The following is a 14,811-nucleotide window of genomic DNA, read 5'->3' on the forward strand; positions in this document are numbered from 1 at the left end:
ACGATGAAAGAGCGGCGCATGTATCATACCGAAGGCGAGTCCAATACATCGGACGCACGGCAGGCTTGGCTCAAGAAATCCATCGGGCCGCGCTCAGCGCCGCTTTTGCAGCGCGACTCCGATGCGTTCCTGCATCAAAGCCTCAGCAGCCCTTGCGTCAGCACCATCGCCAAGGCGGAGGGCATCTGGATCGAGGATCTGGATGGGCGGCGCTTCATGGATTTTCATGGCAACTCGCTGCACCATATCGGATATGGGCATCCGCGCCTCAAGGCGGCGATCGCCCGGCAGATGGACGAGCTGCCCTTCGCTCCGCGCCGCTTTACCAACGAGCCTGCCGTGCGGCTGGCCGAGAAGCTGGCCGAGATCGCGCCGGGCGATCTGGGCAAGACGCTCTTCACCACCGGCGGGTCCGACGCCAACGAGGTCGCGCTGAAGATCGCGCGGGCGGCGACGGGGCGGTTCAAGACGATCAGTTTCTGGGATGCGTTCCACGGCGCCGGCATGGGCTCGGCATCAGTGGGCGGCGAGGCGACCTTTCGCAGCCATATCGCCGGGCCGCTCATGCCGGGGGCCGAGCATGTCGCGCCTTTCGCCTGCTACCGCTGTCCCTATAATCATGCGGGGCCGGATGTCTGCGGGCTGGCTTGCGCCAAGATGGTCGAATACGTGCTCGAGCGCGAAGGCGACGTGGCTGCTGTCATCGCCGAGCCGATGCGGGCTGTTCCTTACGTGCCGCCGCCCGGATTTTGGAAATCGGTGCGCGAGGCGTGCAACCGGCATGGTGCGCTCCTGATCCTCGACGAGATTCCGACCGGCCTTGGCAAGACGGGGCGCATGTTCGCCTTCGAGCATGATGATGTGATCCCCGATATCGTCACGCTGGGCAAGGCGCTGGGCGGGGGCATATTGCCAATCGCCGCCTGCGTGGCGCGGCGCGACCTGGATGTCTGCGGCGATTTTGCCATCGGCCATTACACACATGAGAAAAACCCGGTGACTGCCCGCGCCGCGCTGACCACGCTGGAAATCATCGAGGACGAGAACCTTGTCGAGCGCTCGGCCGAACTGGGCGACTATGCGATGACCCTTCTGCGCGACCGGCTGGAGAGGTGCCGCATCGTCGGCGACATTCGCGGACGCGGCCTGATGTTCGGGGTTGAGATCGTGCAGAACCGGGGCACCAAGGAGATGGGGCAGGCATTGGCCGAGGGGATCTATTATGCCTGCCTCGAAGCGGGTCTCAGCTTCAAGATCAGTCAGGGCTGCGTGCTAACCCTGTCACCGCCCCTGACGATCTTAAAGGTCGATCTGGACCGCGCGCTGGAGATCGTCGTGGCGGCTGTTCTGGACGCCGCCGCTCACGCATAACGCGCGCCCGGTTGATCTGCCAGGCGCGGATCGGCGGATTTGATCAGCACGGGGCGCCCTTCGATCAGTTCGGCGCAGCGTTCCAGGATCTCGCGTTCCAGCCGCTCCATCGCCTCGGCGGTGTAGAAGGTCAGATGCGGCGACAGGATTACGTTCTCCATCTCAAAGAGCGGGCTGATCATGTGGCCTGTCCGTCGCAAAGGCTCGTCACTGAACACATCGAGGCCGGCGCCCGCGATCCATCCCTCCTGCAGCGCGCGCAGCAGCGCGGCCTCGTCCACGATGGCCCCGCGCGAGACGTTTATGAGATGCGCGTGGGGCTGCATGGCGCGCAGTTCGGCCTCTCCGATCATATGATGGGTGCTGTCATTGAGAACGCAGTGGATCGAGATAACATCGCTCTGCGCCAGAAGCTCGGGCAGGGTCTGCGCCCGGCGCACGCCAGCGACCGCCATGTCGCTGGCTGGGGTGTGCGGGCTGTAGCACACCACATCGGCGCGAAATCCCTGTGCGCACATGCGCGCCATGCTGCGCCCGATCTTGCCAAAACCGACGATGCCGACGGTCTTGCCCGCGATGTCCCGGCCCATCCAGCGCGGCTCGGGCCAGGCCCAGCCTTGGCTACGCATCTGGCGGTCCAGCGGGATCAGCTTTTTTGCCAGCGCGATCATCAGGGCAAAAGCGCCCTCTGCCACCGTTTCTTCGGCATATTCGGGGATATTCACCACGGTGATGCCGCGAGCCCTTGCGGCGGGAATGTCGATGGCGTCGATTCCCACACCGTACTTGACGATGCCGCGCAGACGGGACGCCGCCTCGATCATGGGCGCTGTGATGGGCGTGTAACACATCAGCAGAAGGTCTGCGTCCTGCAGCGCCGCGATGAGGCTGTCCTCATCCACGCCATCGGGCAGGGTGACTAGCTCGTGGCCTGATGCACGCAATTCGGCGTCGGTGATAGGTGTCTGCAACTCGGCGTCGGTCCGCACGATCTTCATGGGATTTATCCTAAAGGTAATGGTGATCTCAACGTAACGTTTCACGCCCAGTGAAGAAAACAAGCTTCGTCAGCGGCGCGGCGTGCAGTAAGTCAAATATTTCCAACTAAAAAAGTCAGGTTGACATACCTGATAAATTCACTCAGAAAATTGATTGTGCTACCGGCTGGACGTGGAGTTCCCTTGCGAAAACGCAATTCGCGCCTGCGCCGGCCAGAATCAGTTCAACCAGCAGGACGCGCGCCATGCAGGACCAGACACCATTCCCGCCTAACCCCAAAGCGGATCACGCGTTGCGTTCCGACGCATCCGAATTCGTTCAGGAGTTCTGCGATGGGGCCAAATGTCAGAGTGCGACGCTTGAGTGGATGTTCGACCGTGTTTACGCGCCGCAGGAGGCCTTGAGATGACCCATCAACCCACGACAATCCAGATCGATTACAGTGCAGACAGCCTGCCGACCTATGACGCCCGCCATCTCGTGCTGGGCGGCGATCAGGCTCGGATTGTCTACGAGGACAAGGTCTATAACCTGCGCATCACGCGCGCGGGCAAGTTGATTCTGACCAAATGAGCATCCTGCAAACACGACACAAGGACCCAACCATGACCCGTCTCTTTCTGGGCGCGACTACCCTTGGCATTGCGCTGGCCGTGCCCGCAACGGCCGCAACGAAATCCGAGGTGCTGGACACCTATGCCGATATCGCCGCCGCCGGGTATGCCGACAGCGCTGCCACCGCGCGCCGCCTGCAAGATGCGATCAAGGCCCTGATCGACGCGCCCTCGCCGCAGGCCTTGACCGCCGCCCGCAAGGCATGGGTGGCTGCACGCGTACCCTATCAGCAGACCGAGGTGTTCCGCTTTGGCAATGCGATCGTCGATGATTGGGAGGGGCAGGTGAATGCCTGGCCACTGGACGAGGGTCTGATCGACTATGTCGACGCGGCCTATGGCGGTGCATCCGACGAGAACGGACTTAAGGCGCTGAATGTCGTGGCCAATCCCAGTTTCGAGTTGTCGGGTCAGAGGGTGGATGCCAGCAACATCACGCCCGAGTTGCTGTCGGACACGCTGCACGAGGCGGATGGCGTCGAGGCGAATGTCGCCACCGGCTATCACGCCATCGAGTTCCTGCTCTGGGGGCAGGATCTGAATGGGACCGATCATGGCGCGGGCCAGCGTCCCTGGACCGACTTCGCGGCAGGCGATGACTGCACGGGCGGCAATTGCGCGCGCCGGGCTGACTATCTGGCAGCCGCGACGGAGTTGCTGGTCTCGGACCTCGACTGGATGGCGCAGCAATGGGCCGAGGGCGGTGCTGCGCGCGAAGCCGTCACCAAGAACGAGAATGCCGGGATCTCGGCCATGCTGACCGGCATGGGCAGCCTCAGCTATGGCGAGCAGGCGGGCGAGCGGATGCGCCTTGGCGTCATGCTGAATGATCCCGAGGAAGAGCATGACTGCTTTTCCGACAATACGCATAACAGCCACTATTATGACGGGCTGGGTGTGCAAAATGTTTACTTGGGCAGCTACACGCGCGCCGATGGCAGCACCGTCTCGGGCCCGTCGCTGGCCGATCTGACCGCCGGGATCGATCCCGCGCTGGATGCCGAGATGCAGGCCAGGCTGGCGGCGACGATGCGCGCGTTGGGTGCGATCAAGGTGGCTGCCGAGGCGGGCACCTCCTACGACCAGATGCTGGCGCGCGGCAACGATGCGGGCGAGGCGCTGATCATGGGCGGTGTCGACGGGCTGATCGCGCAGACCAAGACGATCGAGCGGATCGTGGACGCGCTCGATCTGGGGAATATCGCCTTTGCCGGATCGGACAGCCTCGACGATCCGGGCGCGGTCTTTCAGTAAAGACTCGCACGGGCATTGAAGGACCTTGTCCGGAAACGCCCCGCAAGGTGTTGAGGTTGCGTGCGTGACGGCCTATCGACCGGGCCGAACAGCAATGCGCTCCGGTTCGAAAAGTGGATGACGACAGACATGCGCACCCCAATGCCTCTGACCCGGACGCGGCCCGGCTGGCCTTATCGGCGGGCCGTCGCCCTCTTGCTGGCTGGCATGGGATTGGCGGGCGCCGCCACAGCTGGCCCGCTGGACGAGCCGCATCTGCCGATCGTCGCGCGCACACCCGCTGAGGCGGCGCGCATCGCCGATGTGACCCGCCGGGCCGAGGATTTCACCGCGCCCGAGCGGTTCGAGGAGCTGCCCGCTGGGGGCGCCACCGTGCGCGTGCGCGAAACCGCCGATGCGTTTTCCGACCCGTCCGGAAATATCTCTTTCGACGGTGAGTTGCAGTTCAAGGTCGGAAATGGCCTCTTTCGCAAGATCTGGGTCTCGTCGCCCTCATCGACGTTGGCTTCGGACGGCCTCGGGCCGCTTTTCAACGCGCGCTCGTGCCAGCGCTGTCATATCAAGGACGGGCGCGGCCACCCGCCCGAGGGCCCCGAGGATACTGCGATCTCGATGTTCCTGCGCGTGTCGATCCCCGACGAGGCCGCCCGTATCAGCGAGATCGAAGAGTATCTGGGCACCGCGCCCGACCCGACTTACGGCACGCAATTGCAGGACTTCGCGCTGCCGGGCATCCCTGCGGAATACCGCCTTGAAATCACCTATGAAGAGATACCCGTCGCCCTCTCGGGCGGCGAGATGGCCAGCCTGCGCGCGCCCACCTACACGGCCGCCGATCTGGGCTATGGACCGCTACACCCGCAGGCGATGCTCAGCCCGCGCGTCGCGCCTCAGATGATCGGCCTCGGCCTGCTCGAGGCGATTCCCGCGGCGGATATCATCGCGGACGCGGACCCGGATGACGCGGATGGTGACGGCATTTCAGGGCGCGCCAATATCGTCTGGTCGTCCGAGTTCGACATGCCGATGCTGGGCCGCTTTGGCCTCAAGGCTGGGGTGGCCACTGTGCGCGAGCAGAGCGCGGGGGCCTTTGCGGGCGATATCGGCATCTCAAATCCGATCTTTGGCGACCCGTTCGGGGAATGCACCACCATTCAGGATGCCTGCCAGACCGCGCCCCATGGCGATGGGGACGAGCGTGTATTCGAGGTGGATGATACCGGGCTGGACCTTGTCACCTTCTACAGCCGCAATCTGGGCGTGCCGGCCCGCCGCGACGTCGGTAATCTCCAGGTGCTGCGCGGCAAGCAGGTCTTTCACGAGACCGGCTGCGCCTCCTGCCACAGGCCCAAATTCGTCACCCACCGGCTGGAGGGCCAGCCCGAGCAGAGCTTTCAGCTGATATGGCCGCATACGGATATGCTGCTGCATGACATGGGCGAGGGGCTGGCCGATCACCGCCCGGAGGCGCGCGCTACCGGGCGTGAGTGGCGCACGCCGCCGCTATGGGGTATCGGTCTGACGGAACGTGTCAGCGGACACACCTACTTCCTGCATGACGGGCGCGCCCGTTCGCTGCTGGAGGCGATTCTGTGGCATGGCGGCGAGGCGCAGACAGCGCGCGATACCGTTACGCAGATGGACCCTGCTGATCGCGCCGCCCTGATCGCCTATCTGGAGAGCCTTTGAATGATCCGCATTGCCACCTTCGCCCTTGCTCTGCTGCTGCCCGCCGCCGTCCTTGCGCAAGGCACCGCCAACCCGGTGCGCGACGCGGCCCAGCGTCATATCCTGCCCCGTTACGAGGCGCTGTCGGACAGCGCGCACAGCCTCGAGGAGGCCAGCGCGCAAACCTGCGATGTGACCGCGCCCAAGCTGCGCGAGGCTTATGACGCCGCTTTCGATGCCTGGATCGCTGTCAGCCATCTGCGTTTCGGCCCCGGCGAAGTGGATGATCGCGCCTTTGCGCTGGCCTTCTGGCCCGACACGCGCGGAATCACGCCACGCGCCCTGCGCACGCTGATCACGGACGCGGATCCGATTGTGACCAGCGCCGAGGCCTATAGCGACGTGTCCATCGCGGCACGCGGGTATTATGCGCTGGAGATGATGCTCTTCGATCCTGAGATCCAGTCGCTGGGCGATGCGCAGTATCGCTGTGATCTGATGCGGGTCATGACCGCCGATATCGCCAATCTTGCCGATGCGATCCTGGCCGATTGGCAGGGCGGCTATGCCGACAAGATGACCAATCCGGGCGACGGCAGCCCCTATCGCGGCGAGGCCGAAGCGCTGCAGGAGCTCTTCAAGGCGCTGACATACGGGCTGGAATTCACCTCGGACACGCGACTGGGCCGCCCTTTGGGCACCTTCGACAAGCCGCGCCCGAAGCAGGCCGAGGCATGGCGCGCCGGGCGGTCCTTGCGCAATGTCGCGCTGTCGCTGACCTCGCTGAACGATCTGGCGGCGATCCTTGCCCAGCGCGATCCGGGCCTGCGCGCCCGCCTGAACGAGGCGTTCAGCGCCGCACGCGCAGATGCGGACAAGCTGGAGGATCCGGTCTTTGCGGGTGTGTCTGAACCCACCTCGCGGCTGCGGGTCGAATCGCTGCAGCAGTCCATTGACCGCGTGCGCGACATCGTGCGCGACGATCTGGGCCCCGCGCTGGGCGTCGCCTCGGGCTTCAACTCGATGGACGGGGACTGATCCGGTGACCAGCAGGCGGGGCTTTCTGGCGGGGCTGTTGGCGACGGGATTGGCTCCCGCCGCAACTTGGGCCGATGCGGGCGCACCCCGCTGGCTATCGGCGGCTGGGCTGCCCGGGGGCGGCTTCGTACTTTGCGGGATCGGCGCGGATATGGGGCTGCGGTTTCGCATCCCTCTGCCGGGGCGCGGCCACGCCGCCGCCGCCCATCCCGAACGGCCCGAGGCGGTCGCTTTCGCCCGCCGTCCCGGCACCTTTGCCGTGGTAATCGACTGCGCCGCGGGACAGCAAAAGGCCGAGCTGACAGCGCCTGAGGGGCGTCATTTTTACGGTCATGGCGCGTTCTCGCTGGATGGCCGGTGGCTCTACACGGCCGAGAATGATTACGAGGCGGCGCGCGGGGTGATCGGCATCTGGGACGCGGATCACGGTTATGCCCGCGCAGGCGAATTCGCCAGCGGCGGGACCGGCCCGCACGAAGTGCGGCGCATGCCGGGCAGCGATACGCTGGTCGTGGCGAATGGCGGGATCGAAACGCACCCTGCCACGGGCCGGACCAAGCTGAACATCGCGGTCATGCAGCCCAATCTCAGTTACATCGAAGACGGCGCTCTGGTGGAAACCGTCGCGCTGCCGGCCGACATGCACAAGGGTTCGGTCCGGCATATCGCCGTGTCGCATGGCGGCGAAGTGGCCTTCGGACTGCAATGGCAGGGCGGTGACGACGGCGGCGCGCTGCTGGGCCTGCACCGGCGCGGCGCCGCCATCCGCCTCTGCGAGGCGCCCGAGCAGCACCTGCGCGCCATGCAGGGCTATGTCGGCAGCGTTGCCTTTGCCGCCGGCCAGCACGAGGTCGCGGTGACCTCGCCGCGTGGCGGGCTGGTTCAGACCTACAGCGCGTCCGGCGCGCACTATCAGCGCAGCGAACCTATCGCGGACGCCTGCGGTGTCGCACCCTCTCCCGGCGGGCTCTTGGTAGCGTCGGGCACCGGGGATCTTTGGCAGCTCGGGGCAGGCGGCCCAAGCAAAATGATGCATGCCGCGCTGATGTGGGACAATCACCTCGTCGCCCTATGAAATACCGCGCCCGCGCAGCGCGCGGATGACGCGCCGATCGAAGGAGTGCTGCCATGAACGGGCAGGCTGAGACAAGTATTCTGGACGAATTGCCCGGCGATCTGCTGATCTGGGTGCTGATCATCAGCGAGCTTCTGGTCTTTGGCGCGGGTCTGGGCGCGTTCCTGTCGGTGCGCCTGACGGACCCTGCGGGATTTGCGGAGGCCCAGCAGCATCTTGACCGAACCGGCGCGGCCCTCAACACTGTTGTCCTGATCACCAGCGGATACCTGGCCGCGCGAGCGCTGCAACTGCGGCAAGTCGCCCGCAGGGGTGCCGCGCGGCTTGCCCTTGTGGGCGCGGCCATGCTGGGGGCGGTGTTTCTGGTCATCAAGGGCGCCGAATATGCCAGCAAGGCCGCCGAGGGCATCAATTACGACACCCATCCGTTTTTCATGTTCTACTACTTGCTGACCGGCTTTCACGCGGCCCATGTCGTGGCGGGGATCATCCTTTTGCTGCTGGTCGCGTGGCGCGACGCGCCGGACAATATCGAGATGGGGGCCGCCTTCTGGCATATGGTCGATCTGGTCTGGGTGCTGCTCTTCCCGATCATCTATCTTCTGGCATGAGGATGAAGCGCCCCGATATCCTCACCCGCGCGTGGCTGACGCTCTTGATCCTGAGCGGTGTCAGCACCGTTGCCGCCGCCGCGATCACCGCCGGTTATGACGCGCGCATCGCGGGCGGTATCGTGCTTTTTCTGGCGCTGATGAAGGCACGCGTAATCCTGTCTCGCTATTTGGGGCTGTCCGAGGCGCCGTCATGGCGACGCGGCTTCAACCTGTCGCTCACGCTCTTTATGCTGGGGGCGCTGGGGCTTTACCTGATCCCGTCGCTCTGATCCGCTGCACCCTGTGCGCGGGCATGGAGTGCGCGCATTTTCCCGGCCAGTTCGGGGATCGGGCCTTCGGTCTCGACGCCTGGCACGATCTTGTCGATGCCCAGCTGCGTCACGGGGCCTTTTTCGGCGCCGAATTCCGCCATCCATTCGGTCAGTTGGCTGGTCGAGTGGATAAAGACGATGCGCCCCAGCCCGGCCCAGCCATGCGCGGCCGAACACATGGGGCAATGCTCGCCCGATGTATAGACAGTCGCCGCGCGGCGCGCCTAGGGCGTCATGTTCTGCGCGGCCCAGCGTGCCAGGGCAATCTCGGGGTGGTCTGTGGCGTCATTGGTCTGCGTGCGGTTGCGCGCCTCGCGCAGTACCTGGCCGTCCGCATCCACCAATACCGACCCGAAAGGCGCGTCCCCGGCCTCCAGCGCCTCTTCGGCCAATTCGATGCAGCGGTTCAGATGATCGGTGCGGCTGGGCATCATGTCTCTCCTCACGGGGGCGGCATGAAAGCCAACCGGCGCGGGGCGCGCCCGGTTCCGGCAGGAGGAGGATTTTGGGAAAACTGGTCGGGCTGAGAGGATTCGAACCTCCGACCCCCTGCTCCCGAAGCAGGTGCGCTACCAGGCTGCGCTACAGCCCGACCGTGGCGCGACGGATAGACGAGGGAGGCGCGCTTTGCAATCCCTCAAATGCGCGGCGCCGGGCGGGTGGCCCGGCGCCTGAAGTGGTCTCAGAGGCTGGCGTTCAGCGCCTCGACTATGGCATCACCCATCTGGGCCGTCGTCAGGGGCGTGCCGCCATCGGGGCCCATCAGATCGGGCGTGCGGGCGCCGTCGGCCAGCACCTTTTCCACCGCGCGCTCCAGCCTGTCGGCCTCGGCGCCCTGATCGAAGGAATAGCGCAACGCCATGGCAAAGCTGAGGATACAGGCGATCGGGTTGGCCTTGCCCTGACCCGCGATATCGGGGGCCGAGCCGTGCACCGGCTCGTAAAGCGCCTTGGGCCGGCCATTGGCCATTGGCGCGCCAAGGCTGGCCGAGGGCAGCATGCCAAGCGAGCCGGTCAGCATCGCGGCGGCGTCCGACAGAAGATCGCCAAAGAGGTTGTCGGTCACGATGACGTCGAACTGTTTGGGGTTGCGGCAAAGCTGCATCGCACCTGCATCGGCATACATGTGCGACAGCTCAACATCGGGATAGCTCTCGGCATGGACCTTGGTCACGACCTCGCGCCAGAGGATGCCGCTCTCCATCACGTTGGCCTTCTCCATCGAGCAGACCTTGTTGCCACGGCGGCGGGCCAGCTCGAAAGCAGCGCGCGCGACGCGGTCGATCTCGCTCTCGGTGTAGCGCTGGGTATTGATGCCGACGCGCTCATTGCCCTCGGTGAAGATGCCGCGCGGCTCGCCGAAATAGATGCCCGAGGTCAGCTCGCGCACAATCATGATGTCGAGGCCCGCGACGATATCGCGCTTGAGGCTGCTGAAGTCAGCCAGCGCGTCAAAGCACTGCGCCGGGCGCAGGTTGGCGAACAGGTCCATCTCCTTGCGCAGGCGCAAGAGGCCGCGCTCGGGCTTCACCGAAAAATCCAGATCGTCGTATTTCGGCCCGCCCACGGCGCCCAGCAGAACGGCATCCACCTCCTGCGCCTTTGCCATCGTCTCGTCGGTCAGGGGCGTGCCATGTTTGTCATAGGCGCAGCCGCCGACCAGATCCTCGCTGACATCGAACGGCATATCGCGCTTGGCGCCATACCAGTCGATGATCTTGGTGACCTCGGCCATGACCTCGGGGCCGATGCCGTCACCGGCCAGGATAAGAAGGGAAGGGGTGCTCATCTGGGGCGTCCTTTGCATGATCTCGCTGGGCAATCGGGTATAGCGAAGGGGCTCTAGCGTCAAGAAAGCGCAGCGCCCGCGCCGAGTATCCTGGACATGGCGTAATTGTGAAGCGGGACATCACCGCGCGAGACGCTGCGCCTGCCGTGGCAAGCAAAACCCGCGCGCAGAAAGAAACGGCGCGCGCCCTCGCTGGCGTCCACCGTCAGGCGGGGCAGGCCACGCGCCAGCGCCTCCTGCTCGAGCGCAGCATAGAGTGCGAGGCCGGTCCCGGTGCCAGTAGGATGGCAATAAAAGAGGTCGATATGCCCGCGCGACGTCAATTCGACAAAGCCGCAAGCGTGTGCATCGGCGCCGAACGCGACCCAGACGGCGCGGCCATCGGCGAGGCGCGCAAGGAATGCGCCCGGCTCCATCGGCGCGGGGGACCATGCGTGCAATTGGCGAGGGGAGTAATCTGCGCTAGCGCCGTCATGCACGGCGCGGTGCATCAGCGCCGTGAGGGCGCCGGCGTCGCCGGGGCGCATGCGCAGGATCGTGATCATAGGGGCAGGGCGCACGAGGCGGGGATTATACCGCCTCGTGCACTTTTGTTATCGGGGGTTCGGCAGGATGACGATCTCGACCCGGCGGTTCTGCGCCTTGCCCTCTGCCGTCAGGTTGGATGCGATGGGCTGATCCTCGCCCCGGCCGAATGCATTGATGCGGGCCCCGCCGACGCCGCCCTCGCGTAGCACAGCCGCGACGGAATTGGCGCGGCGTTCGCTGAGGCTCTGGTTATAGGCGGCCGAGCCGGAGTTGTCGGTATGTCCGATGACCTGTACGGTGCTGCCGGGATAGTTGCGCAGGCTTTCCGCGACCGTAAAGAGATCGCCGCGCAGCGCGCCGTTTACCTCCGCACTGTCGACGGCAAAGAGGATATCCTGCGGCAGGGTCACGATCAGGCGGTCGCCGGTATTGGTGATCTGCACGCGGTCGTTGTTCAGATCGCGGCGCAGCTCGGCTTCCTGCTTGTCCAGCGCGTTACCGATGGCCGCGCCGCCCAGCGCGCCGATCGCGCCGCCGATGAGGGCGCCCTTGCCGGACTTGTCGCTGGCGGCAGCGCCGGTCACGGCACCTGCAAGGCCGCCGATCAGCGCGCCCTGTTGGGTGCGGTTCGGGGCAGTTCCCGTGCCCTGCAGGTTGCCGGGGCCTTCGCAGGCGGCGGTCAGCATCAGCGCGGCGCCGGCCACGCAAAGAATGGGTTTTCTCGCTCGGATCATCTTGGAAATAGCCTCTTGTTACGTGCCCGCTGATACACGGGCTTGGCGCGACTATAGGCAGGCAAGGCGGGATGCCCAATACAGTTTTCCATGAAAATCGGCAGCAATCCGCGCACGCGCCTCACGCCTCGGCACGCGCGGCCTCCCATGCCAGGATGCCGCGCTTGACCGGCAGGCCCCAGTGATAGCCGCCAAGCCCGCCTGATTTGCGCAAGGCGCGGTGGCAAGGGATCAAAAGGCTGATCGGATTGCGCCCCACCGCGGTGCCCACGGCGCGCACGGCTTTGGGATGGCCGATGGCGCCAGCAATGTCGCTATAGGTGGTGACATGGCCCGAAGGGATGCGCAACAGCGCCTCCCACACCTTGATCTGAAAGGGCGCGCCGATGAGGTGAAGCGGCGCGGTTTCGCTCCGCTCTGCGCGGAATGCTTGCAGCACCCAAGGGCGCAGCCGCTCGGCATCCTCGACGAAGGTCGCCTGCGGCCAGCGTCCGGTCAGGTCGTCCATCGTGGCCTGACGCCCCGCCTCGGCGGCAAAGCCGACTCCGCAGATGCCGCGATCCGTGCTCATCACCAGTGCGGGACCGAAGGGGCTGTCGAACCACCCCCAATAGACGGTCAGACCCGCCCCCTTGCGCGCAAATTCGCCGGGGCTCATCGCTTCCCACCTAAGGAACAGATCATGCAGCCGCCCGGTGCCCGACAGGCCAGCCGCGTCCGCCGCCTCCAGCATTGTGTGCCGTGCGCAAAGCAGCGCCTTGGCATGGCCCAACGTCAGGTACTGCTGATAGCGCTTGGGTGACACCCCCGCCCAGTTGGAAAAAAGCCGCTGAAAATGCGCGGCGCTCATGCCCATCTCGGCCGCCAGCGCCTCCAGCTTCATGCCCGGCCCGCCCGCGTCGATCACCTCGATCGCGCGGCGCATGACGTTGAAGTGATAACTTTGATCTGCTGGCATGGTCATGGCAGGTCTCCTCTCGGCTTGCCTCCAATCTAGGCGCCGGGCACCCCTGCCGCGACCCGAATGTTGCGCATTGTCGCAATTCGCGCCATTACGGGCGGCACTATGGCCAAGCAACTCGACTATCATACGATCCGCGCCATTTTCGAGCGTTTCCACGCGGCCGAGCCCGAGCCGAAAGGCGAGCTTGAGCATGTGAACGTCTTTACACTGGTGGTGGCCGTCGCGCTGAGCGCGCAGGCAACGGATGCAGGCGTGAACCGTGCGACGCGCGGCCTTTTTGCCGTGGCTGACACCCCGCAAAAGATGCTGGATCTGGGGCTGGAAGGTGTGACCGAGCATATCAAAACCATCGGCCTCTACCGCCAAAAGGCAAAAAACCTGATGAAGCTGAGCCAGATCCTGGTCGACGAGTATGGCGGCGAAGTGCCCAATTCGCGCGCTGCGCTGCAATCGCTACCGGGAGTGGGGCGCAAGACCGCCAATGTCGTGCTGAACATGTGGTGGGGGTTGCCCGCGCAGGCGGTCGACACGCATATCTTTCGCGTTGGCAACCGCACCGGAATCTGCCCCGGCAAGGATGTCGTCGCGGTCGAGCGTGCGCTGGAGGATAACGTCCCCGCCGATTTTCAGAACCATGCGCATCACTGGCTGATCCTGCACGGACGCTACCATTGCAAGGCGCGCAAACCCATGTGCCCCACCTGCCTGATCCGCGATTTATGCCCCTACGAGGACAAGACCCAATGACAAAATACCACGCCATCGGCATCGGAAACGCCGTCGTCGACGTTATCTGCCGCAGCGACGATGCCTTTCTTGACAGCATGAGTATCGAAAAGGGCGTGATGCAGTTGATCGACGCGGATCGCGCCGAGGTGCTTTATGACGCGATGGAAAATCGCGCGCAGAGCGCCGGTGGATCGGTCGCCAATACCATCGCCGGGCTGGCTGCGCTGGGGCTGCAGACCGGCTTTGTCGGGCGCGTGCGCGACGACCAGCTGGGTCGGAGCTACGCGCATGACCTGACGCGCCTCGGCGCCGAGTTCGTCAATCCGCCGGCTGTCGAGGGCGAATTGCCCACTTCGCGCTGCATGATCTTCGTCTCGCCAGATGGCGAGCGGTCAATGAACACGTATCTGGGCATCTCGACCGAGCTGACGTCAAATGACGTGCCCACGGGCGTTGCCGACGAGGCGGGGCTCCTGCTGCTTGAGGGCTATCTCTTCGACAAGCCCGAGGGCAAGACCGCGCTTGCCGCCGCCGCCACCGCTTGCCGTGCGGCGGGGGGCATGGCGGGGATCTCGCTCAGCGACCCTTTCTGCGTCGACCGGCATCGGGAAGACTTCCGAGCGCTGATCCGCGATCTGGATTACGTCATCGGCAACGAGCATGAATGGGCCTCGCTCTACGAGGCCCGCCAGCTGGACGAAGCGCTGGACCGCGCCGCGCAGGATACCGGCCTTGTCGTGTGCACCCGCTCGGGCGCGGGGGTGATCATCCGCCAAGGCGACGCGCGCATCGACGTGCCGGTGACCCATATCGCCCCCTTGGACACCACTGGCGCGGGCGACCAGTTCGCTGCCGGCTTCCTTTACGGCCTCGCAACCGGAGCGCCGCTGCACGTGGCCGGGCGTATGGGCTGCATCGCGGCCGGCGAAGTCATCGCGCATTATGGCGCGCGGCCCGAGACGGACGTCAAGGCGCTCTTTGCGGCTGAAGGGCTGATCTGATCGTCGCCTGCGCGTTGAGCCCCGTGTAGATTTGAGTATTTCTTGCCAAGACGAAGCACGGGTGCGCGCCCCGTTCCGGCGTCGGCCCGACTGTCGCAGGTGCAAACCGGTGCGGGGCGCGG

17 protein-coding genes and 1 tRNA gene are annotated in these 14,811 nt (G+C 65.2%); 10 read left to right on the plus strand and 8 right to left on the minus strand.

Annotation, left to right across the window (positions count from 1 at the left end; genetic code table 11):
* The first annotated feature begins 3 nt into the window (after positions 1-3).
* Positions 4-1,371, plus strand: coding sequence for a (R)-1-hydroxy-2-aminoethylphosphonate ammonia-lyase (gene pbfA, locus ACEWPM_RS10230; protein ID WP_393962212.1), 1,368 nt, complete (start codon positions 4-6; stop codon positions 1,369-1,371).
* Here pbfA and ACEWPM_RS10235 read toward each other — a convergent pair.
* On the minus strand, positions 1,362-2,369 hold the full coding sequence (locus ACEWPM_RS10235; protein WP_393962103.1) for a 2-hydroxyacid dehydrogenase: 1,008 nt from the start codon (positions 2,367-2,369) through the stop codon (positions 1,362-1,364). The two genes, pbfA and ACEWPM_RS10235, sit on opposite strands and share 10 nt — an antisense overlap.
* Before the next feature lie 406 nt (positions 2,370-2,775).
* On the opposite strand from ACEWPM_RS10235, the gene hemP reads away from it, so the two are divergent.
* The 7 genes from hemP (at position 2,776) to ACEWPM_RS10270 (ending at position 8,902) form a co-directional block, all read left to right on the plus strand.
* Complete coding sequence (hemP, locus tag ACEWPM_RS10240; protein ID WP_393962102.1) at positions 2,776-2,943, plus strand: hemin uptake protein HemP; 168 nt, start codon at positions 2,776-2,778, stop codon at positions 2,941-2,943.
* A gap of 32 nt (positions 2,944-2,975) precedes the next feature.
* The gene (locus ACEWPM_RS10245) at positions 2,976-4,238 is read left to right on the plus strand and encodes an imelysin family protein (protein WP_393962101.1); all 1,263 of its coding nucleotides are present in this window, start codon (positions 2,976-2,978) and stop codon (positions 4,236-4,238) included.
* A gap of 207 nt (positions 4,239-4,445) precedes the next feature.
* Complete coding sequence (locus ACEWPM_RS10250) at positions 4,446-5,927, plus strand: di-heme oxidoreductase family protein (RefSeq protein WP_393962211.1); 1,482 nt, start codon at positions 4,446-4,448, stop codon at positions 5,925-5,927.
* A complete protein-coding gene (locus tag ACEWPM_RS10255) occupies positions 5,928-6,944 on the plus strand; it encodes an imelysin family protein (RefSeq protein WP_393962100.1) in 1,017 nt (338 codons plus the stop codon). It begins immediately after the preceding gene.
* Positions 6,945-6,948: 4 nt separating this feature from the next.
* Complete coding sequence (locus tag ACEWPM_RS10260; protein WP_393962099.1) at positions 6,949-8,019, plus strand: DUF1513 domain-containing protein; 1,071 nt, start codon at positions 6,949-6,951, stop codon at positions 8,017-8,019.
* Positions 8,020-8,072: 53 nt separating this feature from the next.
* Positions 8,073-8,630 (plus strand): cytochrome c oxidase subunit 3 family protein, encoded by a 558-nt coding sequence (locus tag ACEWPM_RS10265; RefSeq protein ID WP_393962098.1) that lies wholly within the window; start codon positions 8,073-8,075, stop codon positions 8,628-8,630.
* Positions 8,631-8,632: 2 nt separating this feature from the next.
* A complete protein-coding gene (locus ACEWPM_RS10270) occupies positions 8,633-8,902 on the plus strand; it encodes a cytochrome C oxidase subunit IV family protein (RefSeq protein WP_393962097.1) in 270 nt (89 codons plus the stop codon).
* On the opposite strand, the gene ACEWPM_RS10275 is transcribed toward ACEWPM_RS10270, so the two are convergent.
* The 7 genes from ACEWPM_RS10275 to ACEWPM_RS10305 form a co-directional block, all read right to left on the minus strand.
* On the minus strand, positions 8,881-9,123 hold the full coding sequence (locus ACEWPM_RS10275; protein ID WP_393962096.1) for a tRNA-specific adenosine deaminase: 243 nt from the start codon (positions 9,121-9,123) through the stop codon (positions 8,881-8,883). The genes ACEWPM_RS10270 and ACEWPM_RS10275 overlap by 22 nt on opposite strands.
* Positions 9,124-9,168: 45 nt before the next feature.
* Positions 9,169-9,375, minus strand: coding sequence for a tRNA-specific adenosine deaminase (locus tag ACEWPM_RS10280; RefSeq protein WP_420768018.1), 207 nt, complete (start codon positions 9,373-9,375; stop codon positions 9,169-9,171).
* An 84-nt stretch (positions 9,376-9,459) separates the two neighbouring features.
* Positions 9,460-9,536, minus strand: a tRNA-Pro gene (locus ACEWPM_RS10285).
* Between the two features lie 90 nt (positions 9,537-9,626).
* Positions 9,627-10,733, minus strand: coding sequence for a 3-isopropylmalate dehydrogenase (gene leuB, locus ACEWPM_RS10290; RefSeq protein ID WP_393962094.1), 1,107 nt, complete (start codon positions 10,731-10,733; stop codon positions 9,627-9,629).
* Between the two features lie 59 nt (positions 10,734-10,792).
* On the minus strand, positions 10,793-11,260 hold the full coding sequence (locus ACEWPM_RS10295; RefSeq protein WP_393962093.1) for a GNAT family N-acetyltransferase: 468 nt from the start codon (positions 11,258-11,260) through the stop codon (positions 10,793-10,795).
* A 66-nt stretch (positions 11,261-11,326) separates the two neighbouring features.
* Positions 11,327-11,995: a YiaD family glycine zipper/OmpA-like lipoprotein gene (locus ACEWPM_RS10300; protein ID WP_393962092.1), complete on the minus strand. Its 669-nt coding sequence runs from the start codon at positions 11,993-11,995 to the stop codon at positions 11,327-11,329.
* A 121-nt stretch (positions 11,996-12,116) separates the two neighbouring features.
* Positions 12,117-12,953, minus strand: a complete 837-nt coding sequence (locus tag ACEWPM_RS10305; RefSeq protein ID WP_393962210.1) for a methylated-DNA--[protein]-cysteine S-methyltransferase — start codon at positions 12,951-12,953, stop codon at positions 12,117-12,119.
* A 108-nt stretch (positions 12,954-13,061) separates the two neighbouring features.
* Here ACEWPM_RS10305 and nth point away from each other — a divergent pair, with 108 nt between their 5' ends.
* Positions 13,062-13,706: an endonuclease III gene (gene nth, locus ACEWPM_RS10310; protein ID WP_393962091.1), complete on the plus strand. Its 645-nt coding sequence runs from the start codon at positions 13,062-13,064 to the stop codon at positions 13,704-13,706.
* On the plus strand, positions 13,703-14,689 hold the full coding sequence (locus tag ACEWPM_RS10315; protein WP_393962090.1) for an adenosine kinase: 987 nt from the start codon (positions 13,703-13,705) through the stop codon (positions 14,687-14,689). The genes nth and ACEWPM_RS10315 overlap by 4 nt, the downstream gene beginning before the upstream one ends.
* Positions 14,690-14,811 lie beyond the last annotated feature (122 nt).

The organism is Roseovarius maritimus (assembly GCF_043355895.2).
In the GTDB taxonomy this organism is placed as follows: Bacteria; Pseudomonadota; Alphaproteobacteria; order Rhodobacterales; family Rhodobacteraceae; genus Roseovarius; species Roseovarius maritimus.

Excerpts from the sequence above, each read along its gene's own strand:
- ACEWPM_RS10250 (WP_393962211.1), top strand. The coding sequence starts at position 4,446 with ATGGGATTGGCGGGCGCCGCCACAGCTGGCCCGCTGGACGAGCCGCAT.
- leuB (WP_393962094.1), bottom strand. The coding sequence starts at position 10,733 with ATGAGCACCCCTTCCCTTCTTATCCTGGCCGGTGACGGCATCGGCCCC.
- ACEWPM_RS10280 (WP_420768018.1), bottom strand. The coding sequence starts at position 9,375 with ATGCCCAGCCGCACCGATCATCTGAACCGCTGCATCGAATTGGCCGAA.
- ACEWPM_RS10265 (WP_393962098.1), top strand. The coding sequence starts at position 8,073 with ATGAACGGGCAGGCTGAGACAAGTATTCTGGACGAATTGCCCGGCGAT.
- ACEWPM_RS10270 (WP_393962097.1), top strand. The coding sequence starts at position 8,633 with ATGAAGCGCCCCGATATCCTCACCCGCGCGTGGCTGACGCTCTTGATC.
- ACEWPM_RS10300 (WP_393962092.1), bottom strand. The coding sequence starts at position 11,995 with ATGATCCGAGCGAGAAAACCCATTCTTTGCGTGGCCGGCGCCGCGCTG.
- pbfA (WP_393962212.1), top strand. The coding sequence starts at position 4 with ATGAAAGAGCGGCGCATGTATCATACCGAAGGCGAGTCCAATACATCG.
- ACEWPM_RS10305 (WP_393962210.1), bottom strand. The coding sequence starts at position 12,953 with ATGCCAGCAGATCAAAGTTATCACTTCAACGTCATGCGCCGCGCGATC.
- hemP (WP_393962102.1), top strand. The coding sequence starts at position 2,776 with ATGACCCATCAACCCACGACAATCCAGATCGATTACAGTGCAGACAGC.
- ACEWPM_RS10315 (WP_393962090.1), top strand. The coding sequence starts at position 13,703 with ATGACAAAATACCACGCCATCGGCATCGGAAACGCCGTCGTCGACGTT.
- ACEWPM_RS10275 (WP_393962096.1), bottom strand. The coding sequence starts at position 9,123 with ATGTGTTCGGCCGCGCATGGCTGGGCCGGGCTGGGGCGCATCGTCTTT.
- ACEWPM_RS10245 (WP_393962101.1), top strand. The coding sequence starts at position 2,976 with ATGACCCGTCTCTTTCTGGGCGCGACTACCCTTGGCATTGCGCTGGCC.
- ACEWPM_RS10255 (WP_393962100.1), top strand. The coding sequence starts at position 5,928 with ATGATCCGCATTGCCACCTTCGCCCTTGCTCTGCTGCTGCCCGCCGCC.
- ACEWPM_RS10235 (WP_393962103.1), bottom strand. The coding sequence starts at position 2,369 with ATGAAGATCGTGCGGACCGACGCCGAGTTGCAGACACCTATCACCGAC.
- nth (WP_393962091.1), top strand. The coding sequence starts at position 13,062 with ATGGCCAAGCAACTCGACTATCATACGATCCGCGCCATTTTCGAGCGT.
- ACEWPM_RS10295 (WP_393962093.1), bottom strand. The coding sequence starts at position 11,260 with ATGCGCCCCGGCGACGCCGGCGCCCTCACGGCGCTGATGCACCGCGCC.